The sequence below is a fragment of the Nonomuraea ferruginea genome (assembly GCF_039540635.1).
Lineage (GTDB): Bacteria > Actinomycetota > Actinomycetes > Streptosporangiales > Streptosporangiaceae > Nonomuraea > Nonomuraea ferruginea.
This window is the reverse complement of sequence record NZ_BAABFD010000021.1, coordinates 96,570-113,222: the sequence shown is the minus strand read 5'-3', so window position 1 is coordinate 113,222 and position 16,653 is coordinate 96,570. Positions and strand designations below refer to the sequence as shown.

The 16,653-nt window shown below is 71.0% G+C and carries 12 protein-coding genes; 5 read left to right on the top strand and 7 right to left on the bottom strand.

Annotated elements, in window-relative coordinates; all coding sequences use genetic code 11:
- The first annotated feature begins 76 nt into the window (after positions 1 to 76).
- On the top strand, positions 77 to 214 hold the full coding sequence (locus tag ABD999_RS34100) for a hypothetical protein (protein ID WP_187281244.1): 138 nt from the start codon (positions 77 to 79) through the stop codon (positions 212 to 214).
- Positions 211 to 357: a hypothetical protein gene (locus ABD999_RS34095; protein WP_187281245.1), complete on the top strand. Its 147-nt coding sequence runs from the start codon at positions 211 to 213 to the stop codon at positions 355 to 357. The genes ABD999_RS34100 and ABD999_RS34095 overlap by 4 nt, the downstream gene beginning before the upstream one ends.
- Here the strand turns inward: ABD999_RS34095 and ABD999_RS34090 are convergent.
- Positions 350 to 793, bottom strand: coding sequence for an MmpS family transport accessory protein (locus ABD999_RS34090; protein ID WP_271278543.1), 444 nt, complete (start codon positions 791 to 793; stop codon positions 350 to 352). The genes ABD999_RS34095 and ABD999_RS34090 overlap by 8 nt on opposite strands.
- 38 nt (positions 794 to 831) lie before the next feature.
- On the bottom strand, positions 832 to 2,004 hold the full coding sequence (locus tag ABD999_RS34085; RefSeq protein ID WP_261808658.1) for an ArsB/NhaD family transporter: 1,173 nt from the start codon (positions 2,002 to 2,004) through the stop codon (positions 832 to 834).
- A 58-nt stretch (positions 2,005 to 2,062) separates the two neighbouring features.
- Between ABD999_RS34085 and ABD999_RS34080 the strand changes: the two genes are divergently transcribed.
- A complete protein-coding gene (locus ABD999_RS34080; RefSeq protein WP_271278541.1) occupies positions 2,063 to 7,648 on the top strand; it encodes a WD40 domain-containing protein in 5,586 nt (1,861 codons plus the stop codon).
- Here ABD999_RS34080 and coaE read toward each other — a convergent pair.
- From coaE to polA, 5 genes are all read right to left on the bottom strand, one after another.
- Positions 7,645 to 8,247 (bottom strand): dephospho-CoA kinase, encoded by a 603-nt coding sequence (gene coaE, locus ABD999_RS34075; RefSeq protein ID WP_271278540.1) that lies wholly within the window; start codon positions 8,245 to 8,247, stop codon positions 7,645 to 7,647. The genes ABD999_RS34080 and coaE overlap by 4 nt on opposite strands.
- 20 nt (positions 8,248 to 8,267) lie before the next feature.
- Complete coding sequence (locus ABD999_RS34070; protein ID WP_261808659.1) at positions 8,268 to 8,714, bottom strand: GNAT family N-acetyltransferase; 447 nt, start codon at positions 8,712 to 8,714, stop codon at positions 8,268 to 8,270.
- A gap of 191 nt (positions 8,715 to 8,905) precedes the next feature.
- Positions 8,906 to 10,384: a 30S ribosomal protein S1 gene (rpsA, locus tag ABD999_RS34065; protein WP_148032607.1), complete on the bottom strand. Its 1,479-nt coding sequence runs from the start codon at positions 10,382 to 10,384 to the stop codon at positions 8,906 to 8,908.
- A gap of 203 nt (positions 10,385 to 10,587) precedes the next feature.
- Positions 10,588 to 11,685: a polysaccharide deacetylase family protein gene (locus tag ABD999_RS34060; protein WP_271279609.1), complete on the bottom strand. Its 1,098-nt coding sequence runs from the start codon at positions 11,683 to 11,685 to the stop codon at positions 10,588 to 10,590.
- Positions 11,686 to 11,795: 110 nt separating this feature from the next.
- Positions 11,796 to 14,486 (bottom strand): DNA polymerase I, encoded by a 2,691-nt coding sequence (gene polA / locus ABD999_RS34055; RefSeq protein WP_271279610.1) that lies wholly within the window; start codon positions 14,484 to 14,486, stop codon positions 11,796 to 11,798.
- Positions 14,487 to 14,548: 62 nt separating this feature from the next.
- Here polA and ABD999_RS34050 point away from each other — a divergent pair, with 62 nt between their 5' ends.
- Both ABD999_RS34050 and ABD999_RS34045 read left to right on the top strand, forming a co-directional pair.
- Positions 14,549 to 14,962, top strand: a complete 414-nt coding sequence (locus ABD999_RS34050; protein WP_378525094.1) for a PaaI family thioesterase — start codon at positions 14,549 to 14,551, stop codon at positions 14,960 to 14,962.
- Between the two features lie 535 nt (positions 14,963 to 15,497).
- Positions 15,498 to 16,649, top strand: coding sequence for a branched-chain amino acid ABC transporter permease (locus ABD999_RS34045; protein ID WP_271279611.1), 1,152 nt, complete (start codon positions 15,498 to 15,500; stop codon positions 16,647 to 16,649).
- Positions 16,650 to 16,653: the final 4 nt, after the last annotated feature.

Sequence of the window (16,653 nt, the reverse complement as noted above, 5' to 3'; positions counted from 1 at the left end):
CGATGACTTCCGTCTGCCGTCGATGTCGATGAAGAGGGTGCTTGGAAGCGGCACCGCAGGGAAAGGAGAGATCACCATGGCGACCATGCTGACCGATGTGACCGTAAGCGAGCCGGCGCGGGTGCTCTTCGCCTCCGCTGCGCAACCGTCCGACGCCTTTACCCCCGAGCGGATCCGTGCGGCCGCCTTCCGGAATCGGCTGGTGACGGCATGACCAATGAGCGGGGGAAGGACTGGGCCCATCCGTGGTTCGCGGTCGTGGTGGGGCCGCGCCCGTCGGAGCAGGTTCCGGAGGAGGACGAGCGCCGCAGGCGCCGCCGCCCTCCCCGGCCGGTGAAGCTCCGGCGCACTACTTGAGCAGGTGCTCGCACGTGCCCTTGCCGGAGGCGACCTTCTCGCCGTCCACGGTGATCCGGCAGGCGGCGGGCTGGAACTGGCCGTTCGCGTCCCGTACGGACCCTGACACGAGGGTGATCAGCCGGCCGGCCTTCTGCTCGGCGGCGGTCAGCTCGATCTCGGCGGTCCTCGACCAGGGCAGGTCCGCGTCGTTCTCGGTGCCGTTCGTGTCGAGGTGGTAGACGATCGGCTGGGCGGAGGTGCCCTTGCCGAGCACTTCCAGCTTGACCTGGCGCACCGCCAGGGCGGAGGCGTCGTCCGTGGCCGGGAGGGTGTCGGCGGACGCCGTGGAGGGCACCGCTTCCGAGGGGGCGGAGGCGTCGGTGGCGCCGCCGCAACCCGCCAGCGCCATGATCATGGCGAGCGCTGCGATGGTCATCTTTCGCGATTCGGGCATGGCGCCCATTGTCGCGGACCTTGACGGCTCGTTCGGGACTATCCGAAAGTCACCAGCGCCCACGTGGTGGTGACCAGCCCGACGACGGCCAGACCGGCCCCGGTGAGCAGGAAGCGGCGCATCGGCACCCGCAGGCCGTGGCGGCGGCACGACTCGAACCAGAGCAGCGTGGCCAGCGACGCCCACGGCGTGATCACCGGCCCCACGTTGGTGCCGACGAGCAGGGCGAACAGCTGGCCGCGGTCGCCGGGCGGGATGACCTCCTCCACGGCCTTGTACGCGGGCAGGTTGTTGATGACGTTGGACAGACCGGCGCCGACGGCTGCGGTCCTGTACGGGTCGCGGTCCGTGCCGAGCAGCCAGTTCATCAGGTCGGCCAGCCCGTAGCGGCTCAGCGTGGGCACCACCAGGAACAGCCCGGTCACGAAGACGAGCAGTTGCCAGGGCACCAGCCCCCAGGTGAGCCGGGCGCGGTCGCGCACGGCGAAGGCGACCACCACGACGAGCGCCGCGGCGACCGCGGCGACGCCGACCTCCACCCGGGCCAGCAGGGCCACGATGAACAGCAGGCACGCGGCCGAGGCGGCGCCGAACAGCACGCGGTCGCCGACCGGCTGCAGCACGGGCGGGGTGTAGCGCAGCTCACGGCGTTCGCCGCGGCGCCAGAAGAACGCCCACAGGAACGCCATCGTCACCACGATCGAGACGAGCTGGGGCGCCCACATGCGGGCGGCGAACTCCAGCGGCGACAGCCCGATCTCGTCCATGGCGAGCAGGTTGGTCAGGTTGGACACCGGCAGCAGCAGGCTCGCGGTGTTGGCGAACCAGATGGTCGTCATGGCCAGCGGCAGGGCGGCGATGCGGGCCCGGGACGCCAGGGCGAGCATGACGGGGGTGAGGAGGACGGCAGTCGTATCGAGATTCAGAAATATCGTGATAAATGACGCGAAGGCAGTGCAGAGCAGGAAAAGCGCGACGTAGTTCCCGCGGCCGAGCACCGCCACCCTGGCCGCGATGGCGTCGAAGACCTGGGCCTCCTTGGTCAGCTCGGCGAGCACGATGATGCCGACCAGGAAGACCAGCAGCGGCCCGATCTCCGCCAGGCTCTCGGCGGCGTCGGGCAGCGGGAGCAGGCCGGTCGCCACGAAGAGCAGGCCGAGCGCGAGCAGCCCGATCCTGATCCAGTCGAGCACGCCAAGACGACGCAACACGAGGACGATGATCGCACACGGGCTGCGAAAGGCCGATCCCACGCGTGATACTGGACGGATGGCGCGTGACGGCAGGCCGACCCAGATCTTCGTCAGCTACTCCCCCGCCGACACGGCGTGGGCCACCTGGATCGCCTGGGAGCTGGAGGCGGCCGGCTACCGGACGATGATCCAGGCATGGGACTTCGTGCCCGGCACCAACTTCATCGACTTCATGGACCGCGGGGTCAGCGAGGCCGGACTGGTCGTGGCCGTGCTCTCGCGCAACTACCTGAGCTCGCGCTACGGGCGGATGGAGTGGCAGGCGGCGCTCCGCGCCGATCCCGACAACCCGTCCAACAAGCTGGTCACGATCCGGCTGGAGGACGTGCGGCTCGAAGGGCTGCTGTCCACGATCACCTGGGTCGACCTGCTGGGCGTCACCGACGCGGGGCAGGCCAGGGCGCTGCTGCTGGGCCGGGTGCGCGAGGCGCTGGCGGGCCGGGCCAAGCCGGAGGCCGCGCCGGCGTTCCCCACCGGCACGAGGACGGTCGCCGGTCCCGCGCCCTCGCTGCCGCCGCCCGGCGAGCGGTCCAGGGCGCGCCGCACGCCGGTGTCGGCGCCGAAGTTCCCGCCCGCCACGGGCCCGCATCCGGCGCGCGAGTCCGTCAGCGTGCTCCACATCGGCGGTCCGCGCTTCGGCCGGGCGCTGCCCGACCCCGGTGAGCCGTTCACGCCGGAAGACATGCAGGCGCGCATCTGGGCCGACCTGACCTCCATGTACGACCGGGGGATGCCGCGGCCCGACCTGATGGTGGTCAGCGGCGACCTGACGGAGTCGGGCACACTCGGTCAGTTCGGGCAGGCCACCCGGTTCGTCACCGACCTGCGGATGCTGATCGGGCTGGAGCCGCACCGGCTGGTGATCGTGCCGGGGCCGCGCGACGTGACGAAGGCCGCGGCCAGCGCCTACTTCATGACGTGCGAGGCCGACGATGTGCGCCCGCAGCCGCCCTACTGGCCGAAGTGGCGCCACTTCGCCGGCCTGTTCGAGGAGGTCTACCAGGGGCTGGACGACCGGGTGTTCGACGGCGGGCAGCCGTGGACCCTGTTCGAGGTGCCCGATCTGAAGGTGGTGGTGGCCGGGCTCAACTCGACCATGGCCATGAGTCATCTCGAGCGCGACGCGTACGCGATGCTGGGCGAGGCGCAGGCGGCCTGGTTCGCCGAGCGGCTGCGCCCTTACGAGGAGCGGGCGTGGCTGCGGCTCGGCGTGCTGGGCCATCCGCCCGACGCGCTGCACGACGCGCCCGCGTACGACCGGCTGCTGGCGCACCGGCTCAACCTGCTCTTCCAGAGCGGCGGGCAGGGCGGCGAGCTCGCGGTCGCCGCGCCGCGCTCCGGCCGCCACCACGTCGTGGAGATCACCTCCGGCGGCGTCAGGATGTGGCTGCCCGACGGCGGCGAGCCGGAACGGTCCCCGAGGGCCTGGCGGGCCGCCCGCGCCACGTTCGCGGGCGAGACGCCCCCCGCGCGGCTGCCCGCCCCGCCGGCCGGGCCCGGACAGCCCGACGGGCGCCAGCCGAGCCCGGTCGACCTGCTGCTCGACCGGATCACCGAGGTGTGCGAGGCCAGGCACGAGCGGGCCAGGATCCGCCGGCTGCGCGAGCACCTGGTGGTCACCCATCCTGAGGACGGGTTCGTCCGGCAGACGATGATCGGCGCCCACGTCGGCGACCTGACGGCGGAGGACGCGACGGCCTTCGTGCGGCAGGCGCACGCCACGGAGCTGGCGGCGGAGCTGGTCTACCAGGGGCCGCCCCCGCCACGCGCGCTGCGTGAGGACCTGATGCGGCGCGGGGTGCGGCTGCGCAGCTTCACCGAGTTCCAGGGCCTGCTCGACCTGTCCGGTTACGTGGCCGAGCAGACGGCCAGGCTGACCACCGACCGCCGCTACCCGCCCGATCTGTACGTGCCGCAGCGCTACCGCGAGCTCGACCGGCCGGGCGGCCAGGTCAGGCCGGGCCTGACCGACGAGCTGATGCGGCTGCTGTCGGCCGACCACGGCCGGTTCCTGCTGCTGCTCGGCGACTTCGGACACGGCAAGACGTTCGCGCTGCGCGAGCTGGCCCGGCGCATCCCGGCCGAGCTGCCCCACCTGACGCCGATCCTCATCGAGCTGCGCGCCCTGGACAAGTCCCACTCGGTCGACGGGCTGGTGGCGGCCCACCTGGCCAACCACGGCGAGGAGGTCATCGACCTGAAGGCGTTCCGCTACCTGCTGCGCCAGGGGCGGATCGTGCTGCTGTTCGACGGGTTCGACGAGCTGGTCACCCGGCTCACCTACGACCGGGCGGCCGACCACCTGGCGACGCTGCTGGCCGCGGCGGAGGACAAGGCGAAGATCGTGGTCGCCAGCCGCACGCAACACTTCAAGTCGCACAGCCAGGTGCTGACCTCGCTCGGCGAGATGGTGGGCGTGCTGCCGCAGCGGCGGGTGCTCGGGCTGGAGAACTTCACCCGCGACCAGATCCGCTCCTACCTGCACAACCGGTTCGCCCGCGAGGACGAGGCGGCCGCCCGCATGTCGCTGATGGAGGGCATCGAGGACCTGCTGGCGCTGGCCAGGAACCCGCGCATGCTCACCTTCATCGCCGACCTCGACGCCGAGCGGCTGCGCACGGTCGCCGAGGCCCGCCACACGATCAGCCCGGCGCTGCTGTACGAGCAGATCCTGGAGGCGTGGCTGGCCTTCGAGGAGCACCGGGCCAGGATGCCCGGCTCGGCGGCGGCGCTGACCAAGGACGAGCTGTGGCAGGCGGTGACGGCGCTGGCGCTGCGGCTGTGGGAGACCGGCGAGTCGCTGCTCGGCGTCGAGGAGCTGACCGAGATCGCCGAAACGCTGGCCGACCTGGCGGGCGGCCAGCTCACCCCCGCGCACACCGCGTACGCGATGGGGTCGGGCAGCCTGATGGTCCGCACCGAGGAGGGCATGTTCGGGTTCATCCACGCCTCGGTGATGGAGTGGCTGATCGCCCGGCACGTCGCGGCGACGCTGGAGGCGCCGGCGGTGCTGTCGCGGCGGCCGCTGTCGGCGCTGACCGTGGAGTTCCTGTGCGACCTGGCCGACGTGCGGGCGCTGCGCGCGTGGGTCGCCGACCCGCCCGCCGACGACGTGGCCAGGGCGAACGCCGTCAAGATCGCCGCCCGGCTGCGCACCCCGGCCAGGGCCGACCTGCGGGGCGCGAACCTCAAGGGCGAGGACCTGTCGGCCAGAGACCTGCGGGAGGTCGATCTGACCGGCGCCGACCTGACCGAGGCGACGCTGGCCGGCACCAACCTGTCCAGGGCGGTGCTGCGCGACGCCCGCCTGGTCGGGGCCAGGCTGGACGGCGCGGTGCTCGCCGGCGCCGATCTGACGGGCGCCGACCTGTCGGGGGCGCGGCTGGCCAGGACCGACCTGAGCGACGCGGCCGTGTCCGGCGCCCGCTGGCACCGGGCCGCGCTGATCGACGTGCGCGGCACGCTCCCGCGCCTGCCGGGCGCCGCCGTGGTGCCCGGCCAGCCGGTGGAGACCCAGCTGGCGCCTGCCGAGATCGGGGTCCCGTACGGCTATCACTTCCAGACCAGCCGGCTGCCCGAGCCGATCGCCTACAGCCCCGACGGCGCGACGATCGCGATCGGCCACGACGACGGCGGGGTGCTGCTGTGCGTCGGCGGGCTGCCGGTGCGCACGCTGCAGGGGCACTCCGGGCGGGTGTACGCGGTCTCGTTCGCCGGCGGCCTGCTGGCGAGCGGCGCGAGCGACGGCACCGTGGTGCTGTGGGACGCGCTGACCGGTGAGCGGCTGCGCACGCTGACCGGTCACTCCGACGGCGCCTGGCCGGTGCGGCTCAGCCCGACGGGCGAGCTGCTGGCGGTGGGCGGCGGCGACGGCGTGGTCCGGGTGTGGGACACCGCGACGGGCGAGTCCGTCCACCTGCTGGCCGGCCACCAGGCCCCGGTCTACACGGCCTCGTTCGGCGGGTCGGCGCTGGTGACGGGCGACTCGGCGGGCGTGGTCCGGGTGTGGGACCTCACGTCCGGAGAGCTCGTCACGACGCTCGACGGGCACCGCGGCGGCGTCTACCGGGCCGTGCACGCCCCCGGCGGCGCGCTGCTGGCCACCGGCGACGAGGCGGGCACGCTGCGGCTGTGGGACACCCGCACGTGGGAGCGGCGGCACGCGCTCACCGGCCACCGGGGCAGCATCTACTGCGTCACGTTCTCCCCCGACGGTTCGCTGGTGGCCACCGGCGACACCTCGGGCGACGTGCGGCTGTGGGAGACGTCCGGCGAGTTCCGCGGCCTGCACACCACCCACGCGGCGGCCGTCTACCAGGTGGCGTTCTCACCCGACGGGCACACGCTCGCCACCGGCGACTCCGGCGGCGTGGTCCGGCTGCAGACCGTGGGCGGCCCGCACCGCACCGAGCTGACCGGCCACCGCAGCTCGGTGTGGCCGTTCGCGTGGCGGCCCGACGGCGGGCAGCTCGCCACCAGCAGCAACGACGGCACCGTGCGGCTGTGGGACCCGGTGTCCGGCAAGTGCCAGCGGGTGCTGCGCGGCCACGGCAGGCGCATCACCTCCGTACGGTTCAGCGCCGACGGCACGATGCTGGCCACCAGCGGCAACGACGGCGTGGTCCGCATCTGGGAGCCGCGCACCGGGCGGAAGCTGACCGAGTTCACCGGCACCTCCGACCGGCTCATCTCCGCGCTGTTCTCCCCCGCGGGCCCGCTGCTCGCCGCCTCCAGCAACGACGGCGGCGTGCACTTCTGGAACGTGACGACCCACGAGTACGAGCGCGAGCTGAACACCGAGACCGACCACGTGTGGGCCGAGGCGTTCAGCCCCGACGGCACCATGCTGGCGACCGCCAACGACGACGACAGCGTGCGCGTCTGGTGGCGCTCCACGGGCCGGCTGGTCACCAACCTGGCCGACCACCGCGGCCGGGTCCGCTCGATCGCCTTCAGCCCCGACGGCCGCTACGTCGCCACCGGGTGCGACGACCGTCGCGTACGGATCTGGCACGTGGAGTCCGGCGGCCGGGTGGCCACCCTCGACGGGCACACCGACCGGGTGTACGCGGTGGCGTTCTCGTCGTCGGGCCGCCTGCTGGCGAGCGCCGGCAACGACGGCCGGGCCCTGGTGTGGGAGCTGCGGCCGGGCCAGCCGTGGCATCCGCTGCTGCGGCACACCCTCGACGGCGGCCGGGGCCGGCTGTGGAGCGTCGCCTTCGACGCGTCCGGAGAGCGGCTGGCGACCGGCGGCGACGACCTGACCGTGCGGGTGTGGGACGCGGAGTCGGGGCGGCTGCTGCACCGGCTGGACGGGCACGCGCGGCGGGTCTGGTCGGTGGCCTTCAGCCCGGTCTCCGACCTGCTGGCCACGGCGGGCGACGACGGGGCGGTCATCCTGTGGCAGGGCGCGGAGCGGCTGGTGACGCTGCTCGGGCTGCCGGAGGGCTGGGCGGCGCTCGCCCCCGACGGGCGCTACAAGGTGCACGGAGAGACGGCGGGGCAGTTCTGGCACGTCGTCGGCATGTCGAGGTTCGAGCTGGGAGAGCTGGACGCCTACCTGCCGGGGGTGCGCCAGGTGCCGCTGGACTCGCCGTTCTAACCCCGGGCGGCGCGCTCCAGCAGCTCGGCCCAGACCTCGCCGGCCCGGGCGTCCAGGTCGTCGAGCGATCCCTCGTTGGGGATCACGACGTCGGCCACGGCCAGCCGGTCCTCGCGGCTCGCCTGGGCGGCGATGCGGGCCTTAGCGTCGTGCTCGGCCATGCCGCGGTGGTCGGCCAGGCGGGCGATGCGCACCTCGTCGGCCGCGTCGACCACGATGACCAAGTCGTACATGCCCGCCAGGCCATTCTCGGCCAGCAGCGGCACGTCGTAGACCACGATCGCGTCGTCGGGCGCCTCGCTCTGCAGCAGGGCGACCCGCTCCCCCACCAGGGGATGCACGATCGCGTTGAGCGCGGCCAGCTTCTCCTGGTCGGCGAAGACGATCGAGCCGAGCTTCTCCCTGTCGAGCGAGCCGTCGGGGCGGAGCACCTCCTCGCCGAACGTCGCCACCACCCGGGCCAGGCCGGGGGTGCCCGGCTCGACCACCTCGCGGGCGATCTTGTCGGCGTCGATGACCACGGCGCCCCTGGCGGACAGCCTCTTGGACACCTCGCTCTTGCCCGAACCGATGCCGCCGGTGAGCCCAATCTTCAGCACAGCGGCAGCCTACCGGTGGGTCAGCGCCTCAGGTGGACGAGGGTGAGGTGATCGTCCATGCGCTCGCGGCGGGTCTCGCGGTAGCCCAGGCGGCGGTAGAGGCGCAGGTTGCCCTCCGACAGGTGGCCGGTGTAGAGGTCGAACGCCGTCGCCTCCGGGACCTCGTCGTGCAGCGCCCGCAGCAGGGCCGTCCCCAGCCCTTCCCCCTGCCGGTCGGGCGCCACGACGAGCCGGCCCACCAGGCAGGTGGTGCCCGACAGGGCGCCGCGCACCGCGCCGACGATCCGCCCGGCCTCGACGGCCTTGAGCGCGAGGCCGGTCTCGATGGCCTTGCGGACCTGCTGGACGGACTCCACCAGCGGCGGGATGTACGGGTCACCGTAGAGCTGGGCCTCGCTCACGTAGGCCGCGCGCTGGAGGGTCAGGATCTCGCCGGCGTCCTCCGCCCTGGCCCGCTGGATCTCCACGCCGAGCACCCTACACGCGTCGCCGCCCTCCCCACGCCCCTGAAAGCTCCCGTGACGCCCGGACGGCACGTCCTCCGAGGAAGGGGGCCGGGGAGCCTCCTCGCCGCCGTCAGGGCGATCTCGGCGTCCGCACGCGAGAAGGCCCCGCACGATGCCGTGCGGGGCCTTCTCGGTGACGTGCTACCAGGAGATCAGCTCTGGCCGCCCGCGAGCTTCTCGCGGAGGGCCGCCAGCGCCTCGTCGGAGGCGAGGGCGCCGCCGGCCGGGGCCGACTGGCCGCCGCCCTGCTGACCCTGCGGCTCGCCGTAGGACGTGGGAGCCGCTTCGCCCGCCTCGGCCTCGGCCTTGCGAGCCTCCTCGATCTGCTTGCGGTGGGCCTCGTAGCGCGTCTGGGCCTCGGCGTACTGCCGCTCCCACTCCTCACGCTGCTTGTCGAAGCCCTCCAGCCACTCCCCGGTCTCCGGGTCGAAGCCCTCGGGGTAGATGTAGTTGCCCTGGTCGTCGTAGGTGGCCGCCATGCCGTAGAGGGTCGGGTCGAACTCGACCTCGGCGCCGACGCCCTCGTTGGCCTGCTTCAGCGACAGGCTGATGCGGCGACGGTCGAGGTCGATGTCGATGATCTTCACGAAGATCTCGTCGCCGACCTGGACGACCTGCTCCGGGATCTCCACGTGGCGCTCGGCCAGCTCGGAGATGTGGACCAGGCCCTCGATGCCCTCCTCGACCCGGACGAACGCGCCGAACGGCACCAGCTTGGTGACGCGGCCCGGCACGACCTGGCCGATCTGGTGGGTGCGGGCGAACTGCTGCCACGGGTCTTCCTGGGTCGCCTTGAGCGACAGGGAGACGCGCTCGCGCTCCATGTCGACGTCCAGGACCTCGACCGTGACCTCCTGGCCGACCTCGACGACCTCGGACGGGTGGTCGATGTGCTTCCAGGACAGCTCGGACACGTGGACCAGACCGTCGACGCCGCCGAGATCGACGAAGGCGCCGAAGTTGACGATCGAGGACACGACGCCCTTGCGGACCTGGCCCTTCTGGAGGGTGTTGAGGAACGTCTGGCGAACCTCGGACTGCGTCTGCTCCAGCCAGGCACGGCGCGACAGGACCACGTTGTTGCGGTTCTTGTCGAGCTCGATGATCTTGGCTTCGAGTTCGCGGCCGACGTACGGCTGCAGATCGCGGACACGGCGCATCTCGACGAGGGACGCCGGGAGGAAGCCGCGGAGGCCGATGTCGAGGATGAGACCACCCTTGACGACCTCGATGACGGTGCCGGTGACGATGCCGTCCTCGTCCTTGATCTTCTCGATCGTGCCCCAGGCGCGCTCGTACTGAGCACGCTTCTTGGACAGGATCAGGCGGCCCTCCTTGTCCTCCTTCTGGAGAACGAGGGCTTCGACGTGTTCGCCGACCTCCACGACGTCAGCCGGATCGACATCGTGCTTGATCGAAAGCTCACGCGAGGGGATGACTCCCTCGGTCTTGTAGCCGATATCGAGAAGGACCTCGTCTCGATCGACCTTGACGACGGTGCCCTCGACGATGTCGCCGTCGTTGAAGTACTTGATGGTCTCGTCGATCGCGGCGAGGAAGGCTTCCTCGGACCCGATGTCGTTGACCGCTACCTGCGGGGTGCTCGAGGTGGCCTCAGTGCTGGACGTCATGTGTGGAATTGCTCCGAACGCGGACAGGATGTCGATGTGGCGGACGCGCGGCAGGCCCTCTTCCGCATCAAGCCGAGGAATTACGACATCGACGAGACCGAGCGCGAGCCCGCTCCGTCTGAGGCGCGCGCGAGCCCACAGCGCAGCGATCAGCATATGAGACCAGAGCGGCGGGGTCAATCCGGCCAGGACATTCGCCACATCTAGTAGCTGTTGATCAGGAGACTGCGCTTGGCCCCGATATTACCCCTAAGTCGGGCCGGGACGGAGATCCGCCCGGGGTCGCCGTCGGAGACGTACCGCTCACGGGGATGCTTGTCCAGCCACTCCAGCCAGTGCTGCGAGCACCACTTGCGGCATTCTCCCTTCTTGCCGTTGCTCTGGATCCGCTGGATCGCGCCACGATCGAATTTTTTCGCGTACGGCGAAAGCGACGGCTCCGCCCCGGCCAGGAAGACCCCGTCGAAGGCGTATCGGGTGCCCTCCCACGCGCCGGAGCGCGCGGCCTTCTTCTTGCGCGGCATGGACCCGTACGGCAGCGCCATGGTCTTGGCCGGACCGGCGCCCAGGCGGACGAGCAGGCGCTCCAGCTTGGCGAGCTGCTTGCGGACGGTCCGCGTGGGCACGGCCCGGAGGTTGGGGTGGCCCCAGGTGTGGTTGGCCACCTCGAACCCGTTGCCGGCCAGCCAGCGCACGGCCGCGGCCTGCTCCTGCTCGGTCCGCAGGCCGAACGGCGTGTGGTTGATCCAGAACGTGGCCACGGGCCGGAAGTCGGGATATCTGGCCGCCGTCTCCAGGATGATCGCCACGGCCGTGTCGGGTTTGACGTTGCCGTGGACGTCGAGCCCGAAGTGGCTGGGGTGCCCGTCGTCGAAGGTGAGCACGACGGGGAACTTCCCGGCCGGCACCCGGATGTCGCCGGCGGCGAACTCCCTGGCGCTGATCGGCACGTACCCCTGCCGGGCGAGCTTGTCCAGCTCCTTCCTGAACTGGGCGGGGGTGCGGTCGATGGACGCCTGCCGCTTCTTGACGATCCGGTGGTACATGATCACCGGGATCTTGCCGAGCTCGTTGGCCTTGACCTCGCGGGCGAGCTCGGGCGTGGCGACGATTCCCGGCGGCGGCGTCGCCTCGGTGGCCGCTGTGGTGGGCGCGGTGGGCGCGGGCGTGGCGCGTTGGGGTAACGCCGAGGGTGGCGGGGCGGGCTCTCCGGAGATCAGCAGGAGCCCGATGATCGCCGTCACCACGACCACGACGTTCGCCAAGCCGATGATGCGCGCCTGGAACGATGTGGACCGCACAGAACTCCCGTACCGCTCGGGGAAATCGAACCCACAGAGTAGTCCAGAACCACCGCGGACCTCTGAGCCCTACGGGTTACCCGGTCAAAAGAGGGCAAACCCGGCAGGAGTCAGTGGCCGGCGTCCTCCCAGGTGCGGCCCACGCCGATCGACACCTCCAGCGGCACCCGGAGGTGGTAGGCGGCGTTCATCTGGTCGGTGACGAGCTGCCTGAGCGTCTCCAGCTCGCCGGGCGCCACCTCGAACACCAGCTCGTCGTGGACCTGGAGCAGCATCCGCGAGGACAGCCCCTCCTCCCGCAGCGCCTGGCGCACGTGGAGCATGGCGACCTTGATGATGTCGGCCGCCGAGCCCTGGATGGGGGCGTTGAGCGCCATCCGCTCGGCCATCTCGCGGCGCTGGCGGTTGTCGCTGGTCAGGTCGGGCAGATAGCGGCGGCGGCCCATCATGGTCTCGGTGTAGCCGTTGGTGCGGGCCTGGCGGACGATCTCCTGCAGGAAGTCGCGCACGCCGCCGAACTCCTGGAAGTATTCCTCCTTGAGCGCCCGGGCCTCGGCCACCGGGATGTTGAGCTGCCCCGACAGGCCGAAGTCGGACAGCCCGTAGGCCAGGCCGTAGTTCATCGCCTTGATGCGCGCCCGCAGCTCGCCGTCGATCTGCTCGGGCGGCAGGTCGAACACCCGGGCGGCGGTCGCCTGGTGGAAGTCGTGGCCCGACTCGAAGGCGGCGATCAGCGACTCGTCGCCCGACAGGTGGGCCATGATCCGCAGCTCGATCTGGCTGTAGTCGGCGGTCAGCAGCGTCTCGTAGCCCTCGCCGACGACGAAGCCCTGCCGGATGCGGCGGCCCTCGGCGGTGCGGATCGGGATGTTCTGCAGGTTGGGCTTCTCGGACGACAGGCGGCCGGTCGCGGCGATGATCTGGTTGAACGTGGTGTGGATGCGGCCGTCGTCGGCGATCTCCTTGATCAGGCCCTCGACCGTGGTGCGGAGCTTGGTCTGGTCGCGGTGACGCAGCATGATGACCGGCAGCTCGTGGTCGGTCTGGGTGGCCAGCCAGGCGAGCTGGTCGGCGTCGGTGCTGTAGCCGGTCTTGATCTTCTTCGTCTTGGGCAGGCCGAGCCTGGTGAAAAGGATCTCCTGCAGCTGCTTGGGCGAGCCCAGGTTGAACTGCTCGCCGACGACCCGGTGGGCCTCCTCGACGGCGTGCTTGACCGCGGCGCCGAACTCGGCCTCCAGGCCGGTGAAGTAGTCGCGGTCGACGGCCACGCCCGCCCGCTCCAGCTCGGCCAGCACGGTCAGCAGCGGCAGCTCGACGTCGGTGAGCAGCTGGGTGCCGCCACGGCCGGTCAGGAATGCCTCCAGCGCGTCGGCCAGCTCGCGCACCGCGTGGGCGCGCAGCGCGAGGTCCTTGGCGGGGGCGTCCTCGTCGTCGCCGAACAGCGCGGCCTGGCCGCTGGGCTCCTCCTCGGCGCGCAGGTCGCGGTGGAGATAGCGCCTGGCCAGGTCTTCGAGGGCGAAGGTGCGCTGGCCCGGCATCGCGAGGTAGGCCGCCAGCGCGGTGTCGCAGGTGAGGCCGCGCAGGTCGAGGCCCTGCGCCCACAGGGCCAGGATCGGGCCCTTGGCGTCGTGGACGGCCTTGGGCCTGGACTCGTCGGCCAGCCAGGCGCGCAGCGCCGCCTCGTCGGCCTCGGTGAGCTTGGCCGGGTCGAGATGGGCGGCGGTGCCGTCGGGCGAGGCGACGGCGATGGCGTCGACGCGGCCGGTGCCGCTGCCGTAGGAGCCCTTGAAGGCCAGGCCGGCGCGGCCCTCGGGCATGAACGACAGCCAGCCCGGCACCCGGTCGGGACCGAGGATCACGGTCTCGACCTCGAAGCCCTGGTCAGGCTCCTGCTCGCCGGTGCCGAGCGTCTTGAAGACGCGCTCGCGCAGCTCGCCGCGGATCTGGAGGGTGTCGAACAGCTTGTTGAGCTCCTCGCGGTCCCACGCGCCCTGCCTGAGCTCGGCGGGCTCGGCCTCGACCACGACGTCGCGCAGCAGCTCGGTGAGCCGGCGGTTCATCAGCACCTGGGCGACGTGCTCGCGCAGCTTGTCGCCGACCTTGCCCTTGACCTCGTCGACGCGGTCGACGAGCGCGGTGAGCGAGCCGTACTCGCGCACCCACTTGGCGGCGGTCTTCTCTCCGACGCCGGGGATGCTGGCCAGGTTGTCGCTGGGGTCGCCGCGCAGCGCGGCGAAGTCGGGGTACTGCCGCGGGGTGAGGCCGTACTTCTCCTGCACCGCCTCGGGGGTGAAGCGGGTCATGTCGCTGATGCCGCGCCGGGTCATGAGCACGGTGACGTCGTCGTCGACGAGCTGCAGCGCGTCGCGGTCGCCGGTGACGATGAGCACGCTCATGCCCTCGGCGGAGGCGCGGGTGGCGAGGGTGGCGATGAGGTCGTCGGCCTCGAAGCCGGGCTTGGACAGCCGCGGGATGCGCAGGATGTCGAGCAGCTCGTAGATGAGCTGCATCTGGCCGCGGAAGTCTTCGGGGGTCTCCGCCCTGTTGGCCTTGTAGGCGGCGTACTCCTCGTGCCGGAAGGTCGGCTCCGAGCGGTCGAAGGCCACCGCGATGTGCGTCGGCTGCTCGTCGCGCAGGATGTTGGTCAACATCGACGTGAACCCGTAGACCGCCTCGGTGTGCTGACCGTCGGTGGTCATGAGGTTGGCGTCCTTGAGCGCGTAAAAGGCGCGGTAAGCCAGGGAATGCCCGTCGAGCAGCAGCAGGCACGGGCGGCTGGGGGTCACTTCACTCTTCGGCACACAGGCAGCCTAGTCTGCGACTACGACAGAAAACCCGAGCTGGAAAGACTGGAGGCGTCCCCTTGACGCAGATCGATCCCGCGGTCGGCCTCGCCTTCGTCCGTGACAAGACCGGCGTGCTCGCCGAGCGCATGGGCATCGAGTTCCTGGAGGCCACGCCGGAGCGGGTGGTCGCCCGCATGCCGGTGGAGGGCAACACGCAGCCGTACGGGCTGCTGCACGGCGGCGCCTCGGTGGTGCTGGCCGAGACGGTGGGCTCGACCGGCGCGGCGCTGCACGCCGGGCCCGGCAGGATCGCGGTCGGCGTCGAGATCAACGCGACCCATCACCGCTCGGCGACGTCGGGGTTCGTCACAGCCGTCGCCACTCCCCTGCACGCCGGGCGTACGCTCGCCACCTACGAGATCGAGATCTCGGACGAAGCCGGGCGGCGGGTGTGCACCTCGCGCCTCACATGCATGCTGCGTGACGCCTGAGTCCTTTGCGTGACTTTTGTCCGCCCTTTGCGCATGCCCCCCACAGGTCGCTACGGTTGTGTGCACTAGAGCCCGCGGGGAGGCCGAGTAGATAACAGGTGAGGCCGGGGAAAGCCTTGCATGGCCCCAAAGGCCGCCCCTCGGGCTCTTTCATTCCCCCCTCGATCGTTAGCAATCTGTGACTGTCACCTGCCAGGTGCAACCCTCGATTTAGCCCCTGACCTGCCACCTTCGTTTGCTCACATGAGTGACACACACATGTCACTAAATGGTGACGAAGGATACTGAACCGGGCGTACGCGAAATAAGCTCCCGCCACAGCATCCCAGTTGTGCCTGCGATGCCCGCGTGTCGAGATGGAGGGGCACAACCCCGCCTTGACCTAATTGAGGGAGCACCATTGCGCAGAGCCGTGATCGCGTTCACGGCCTTCCTGGGTGGACTCATCCTGCTGCTCACCGTCCCGGCCCATGCGGCCGCACCGGAACAGAGCCTCAGGGGAACACTCACATTCCAAGGCCAGCCAGTGAACGGCGTGAAGATCGTGGTTACCACCGAGAGCGGGCAACCCGTTCAGGAGGTCACCAGCAACGCCCAGGGCACGTGGGAAGTGCCGATCGAGGAACCCGGCCAGTACAAGGTCACACTGGACGCCGCCACGCTCCCGCAGAACATGGCGATCCGGGGGGGCAACAACCAACGCGCCCCGACCGTGTACGAAGGCAACCCGACCACCGTCTTGTTCGCCCTGCAGGCCAAGGCCGCGGACGGCGCCGCGGCGCCCGACGAGGGCGGCGGCAGCGCGTTCTGGCAGCGCGCGGCGCAGCTGACTTTCGAAGGCTTCAACCTGGGGCTGATCATCGCCCTGGCGGCGCTCGGCCTGTCGCTCATCTACGGCACCACCGGCCTGACCAACTTCGCCCACGGCGAGCTGGTCACCCTGGGGGCCTTGCTCGCCTATCTTGTGAACGTTCCCTTCGGCCTGCACATCGTCCCGGCCGCGGTCATCGCGGTCATGCTGGCCGGCGGGATCGGGTACGCGCAGGACCGGTTCTTCTGGGGCCAGCTGCGCAGGCGCGGCACCGGCATCATCGCCGCGATGATCGTCTCGATCGGCGTGGCGCTGTTCATGAGATACCTGTTCCTCATCCTGTTCGGCGGCGAGACCCAGGCGTACGCCCAGTACAACGCCCAGGCCGGCCTCCAGCTCGGCCCCATCTCGGCCACGCCGAAGAACCTCATCTCGATGGGCATCGAGCTGATCGTGCTCATCGCCGTCGGGTTCGCCCTGCTGCGCACCCGTACCGGCAAGGCCGCCCGCGCGGTCGCCGACAACCCGGCGCTGGCCGCCTCCTCGGGCATCAACGTCGACCGGATCATCCGCATCATCTGGACCGGCGGCGGCGCCATCGCCGCGCTCGCGGGCGTCATGCTCGGCCTGTCGCAGAACCTGAAGTTCACGATGGGCCAGGAGCTCCTGCTCCTCATCTTCGCCGGCGTCACGCTCGGCGGCCTCGGCACCGCCTTCGGCGCGCTCATCGGCTCGATCATCGTCGGCTTGTTCATCCAGGTCTCGACGCTGTGGATACCACCGGAGCTCAAGAACGTCGGCGCGCTGGCCGTGCTCATCCTCGTGCTCCTCTTCCGGCCGCAGGGCATCCTCGGCCGCCGAGAGCGGATCGGCTGACGGG

What these genes read in the sequence shown, in the direction of transcription:
- ABD999_RS34100 (WP_187281244.1), top strand. Translation starts at nt 77, where the DNA reads ATGGCGACCATGCTGACCGATGTGACCGTAAGCGAGCCGGCGCGGGTG.
- ABD999_RS34095 (WP_187281245.1), top strand. Translation starts at nt 211, where the DNA reads ATGACCAATGAGCGGGGGAAGGACTGGGCCCATCCGTGGTTCGCGGTC.
- ABD999_RS34090 (WP_271278543.1), bottom strand. Translation starts at nt 793, where the DNA reads ATGCCCGAATCGCGAAAGATGACCATCGCAGCGCTCGCCATGATCATG.
- ABD999_RS34080 (WP_271278541.1), top strand. Translation starts at nt 2,063, where the DNA reads ATGGCGCGTGACGGCAGGCCGACCCAGATCTTCGTCAGCTACTCCCCC.
- rpsA (WP_148032607.1), bottom strand. Translation starts at nt 10,384, where the DNA reads ATGACGTCCAGCACTGAGGCCACCTCGAGCACCCCGCAGGTAGCGGTC.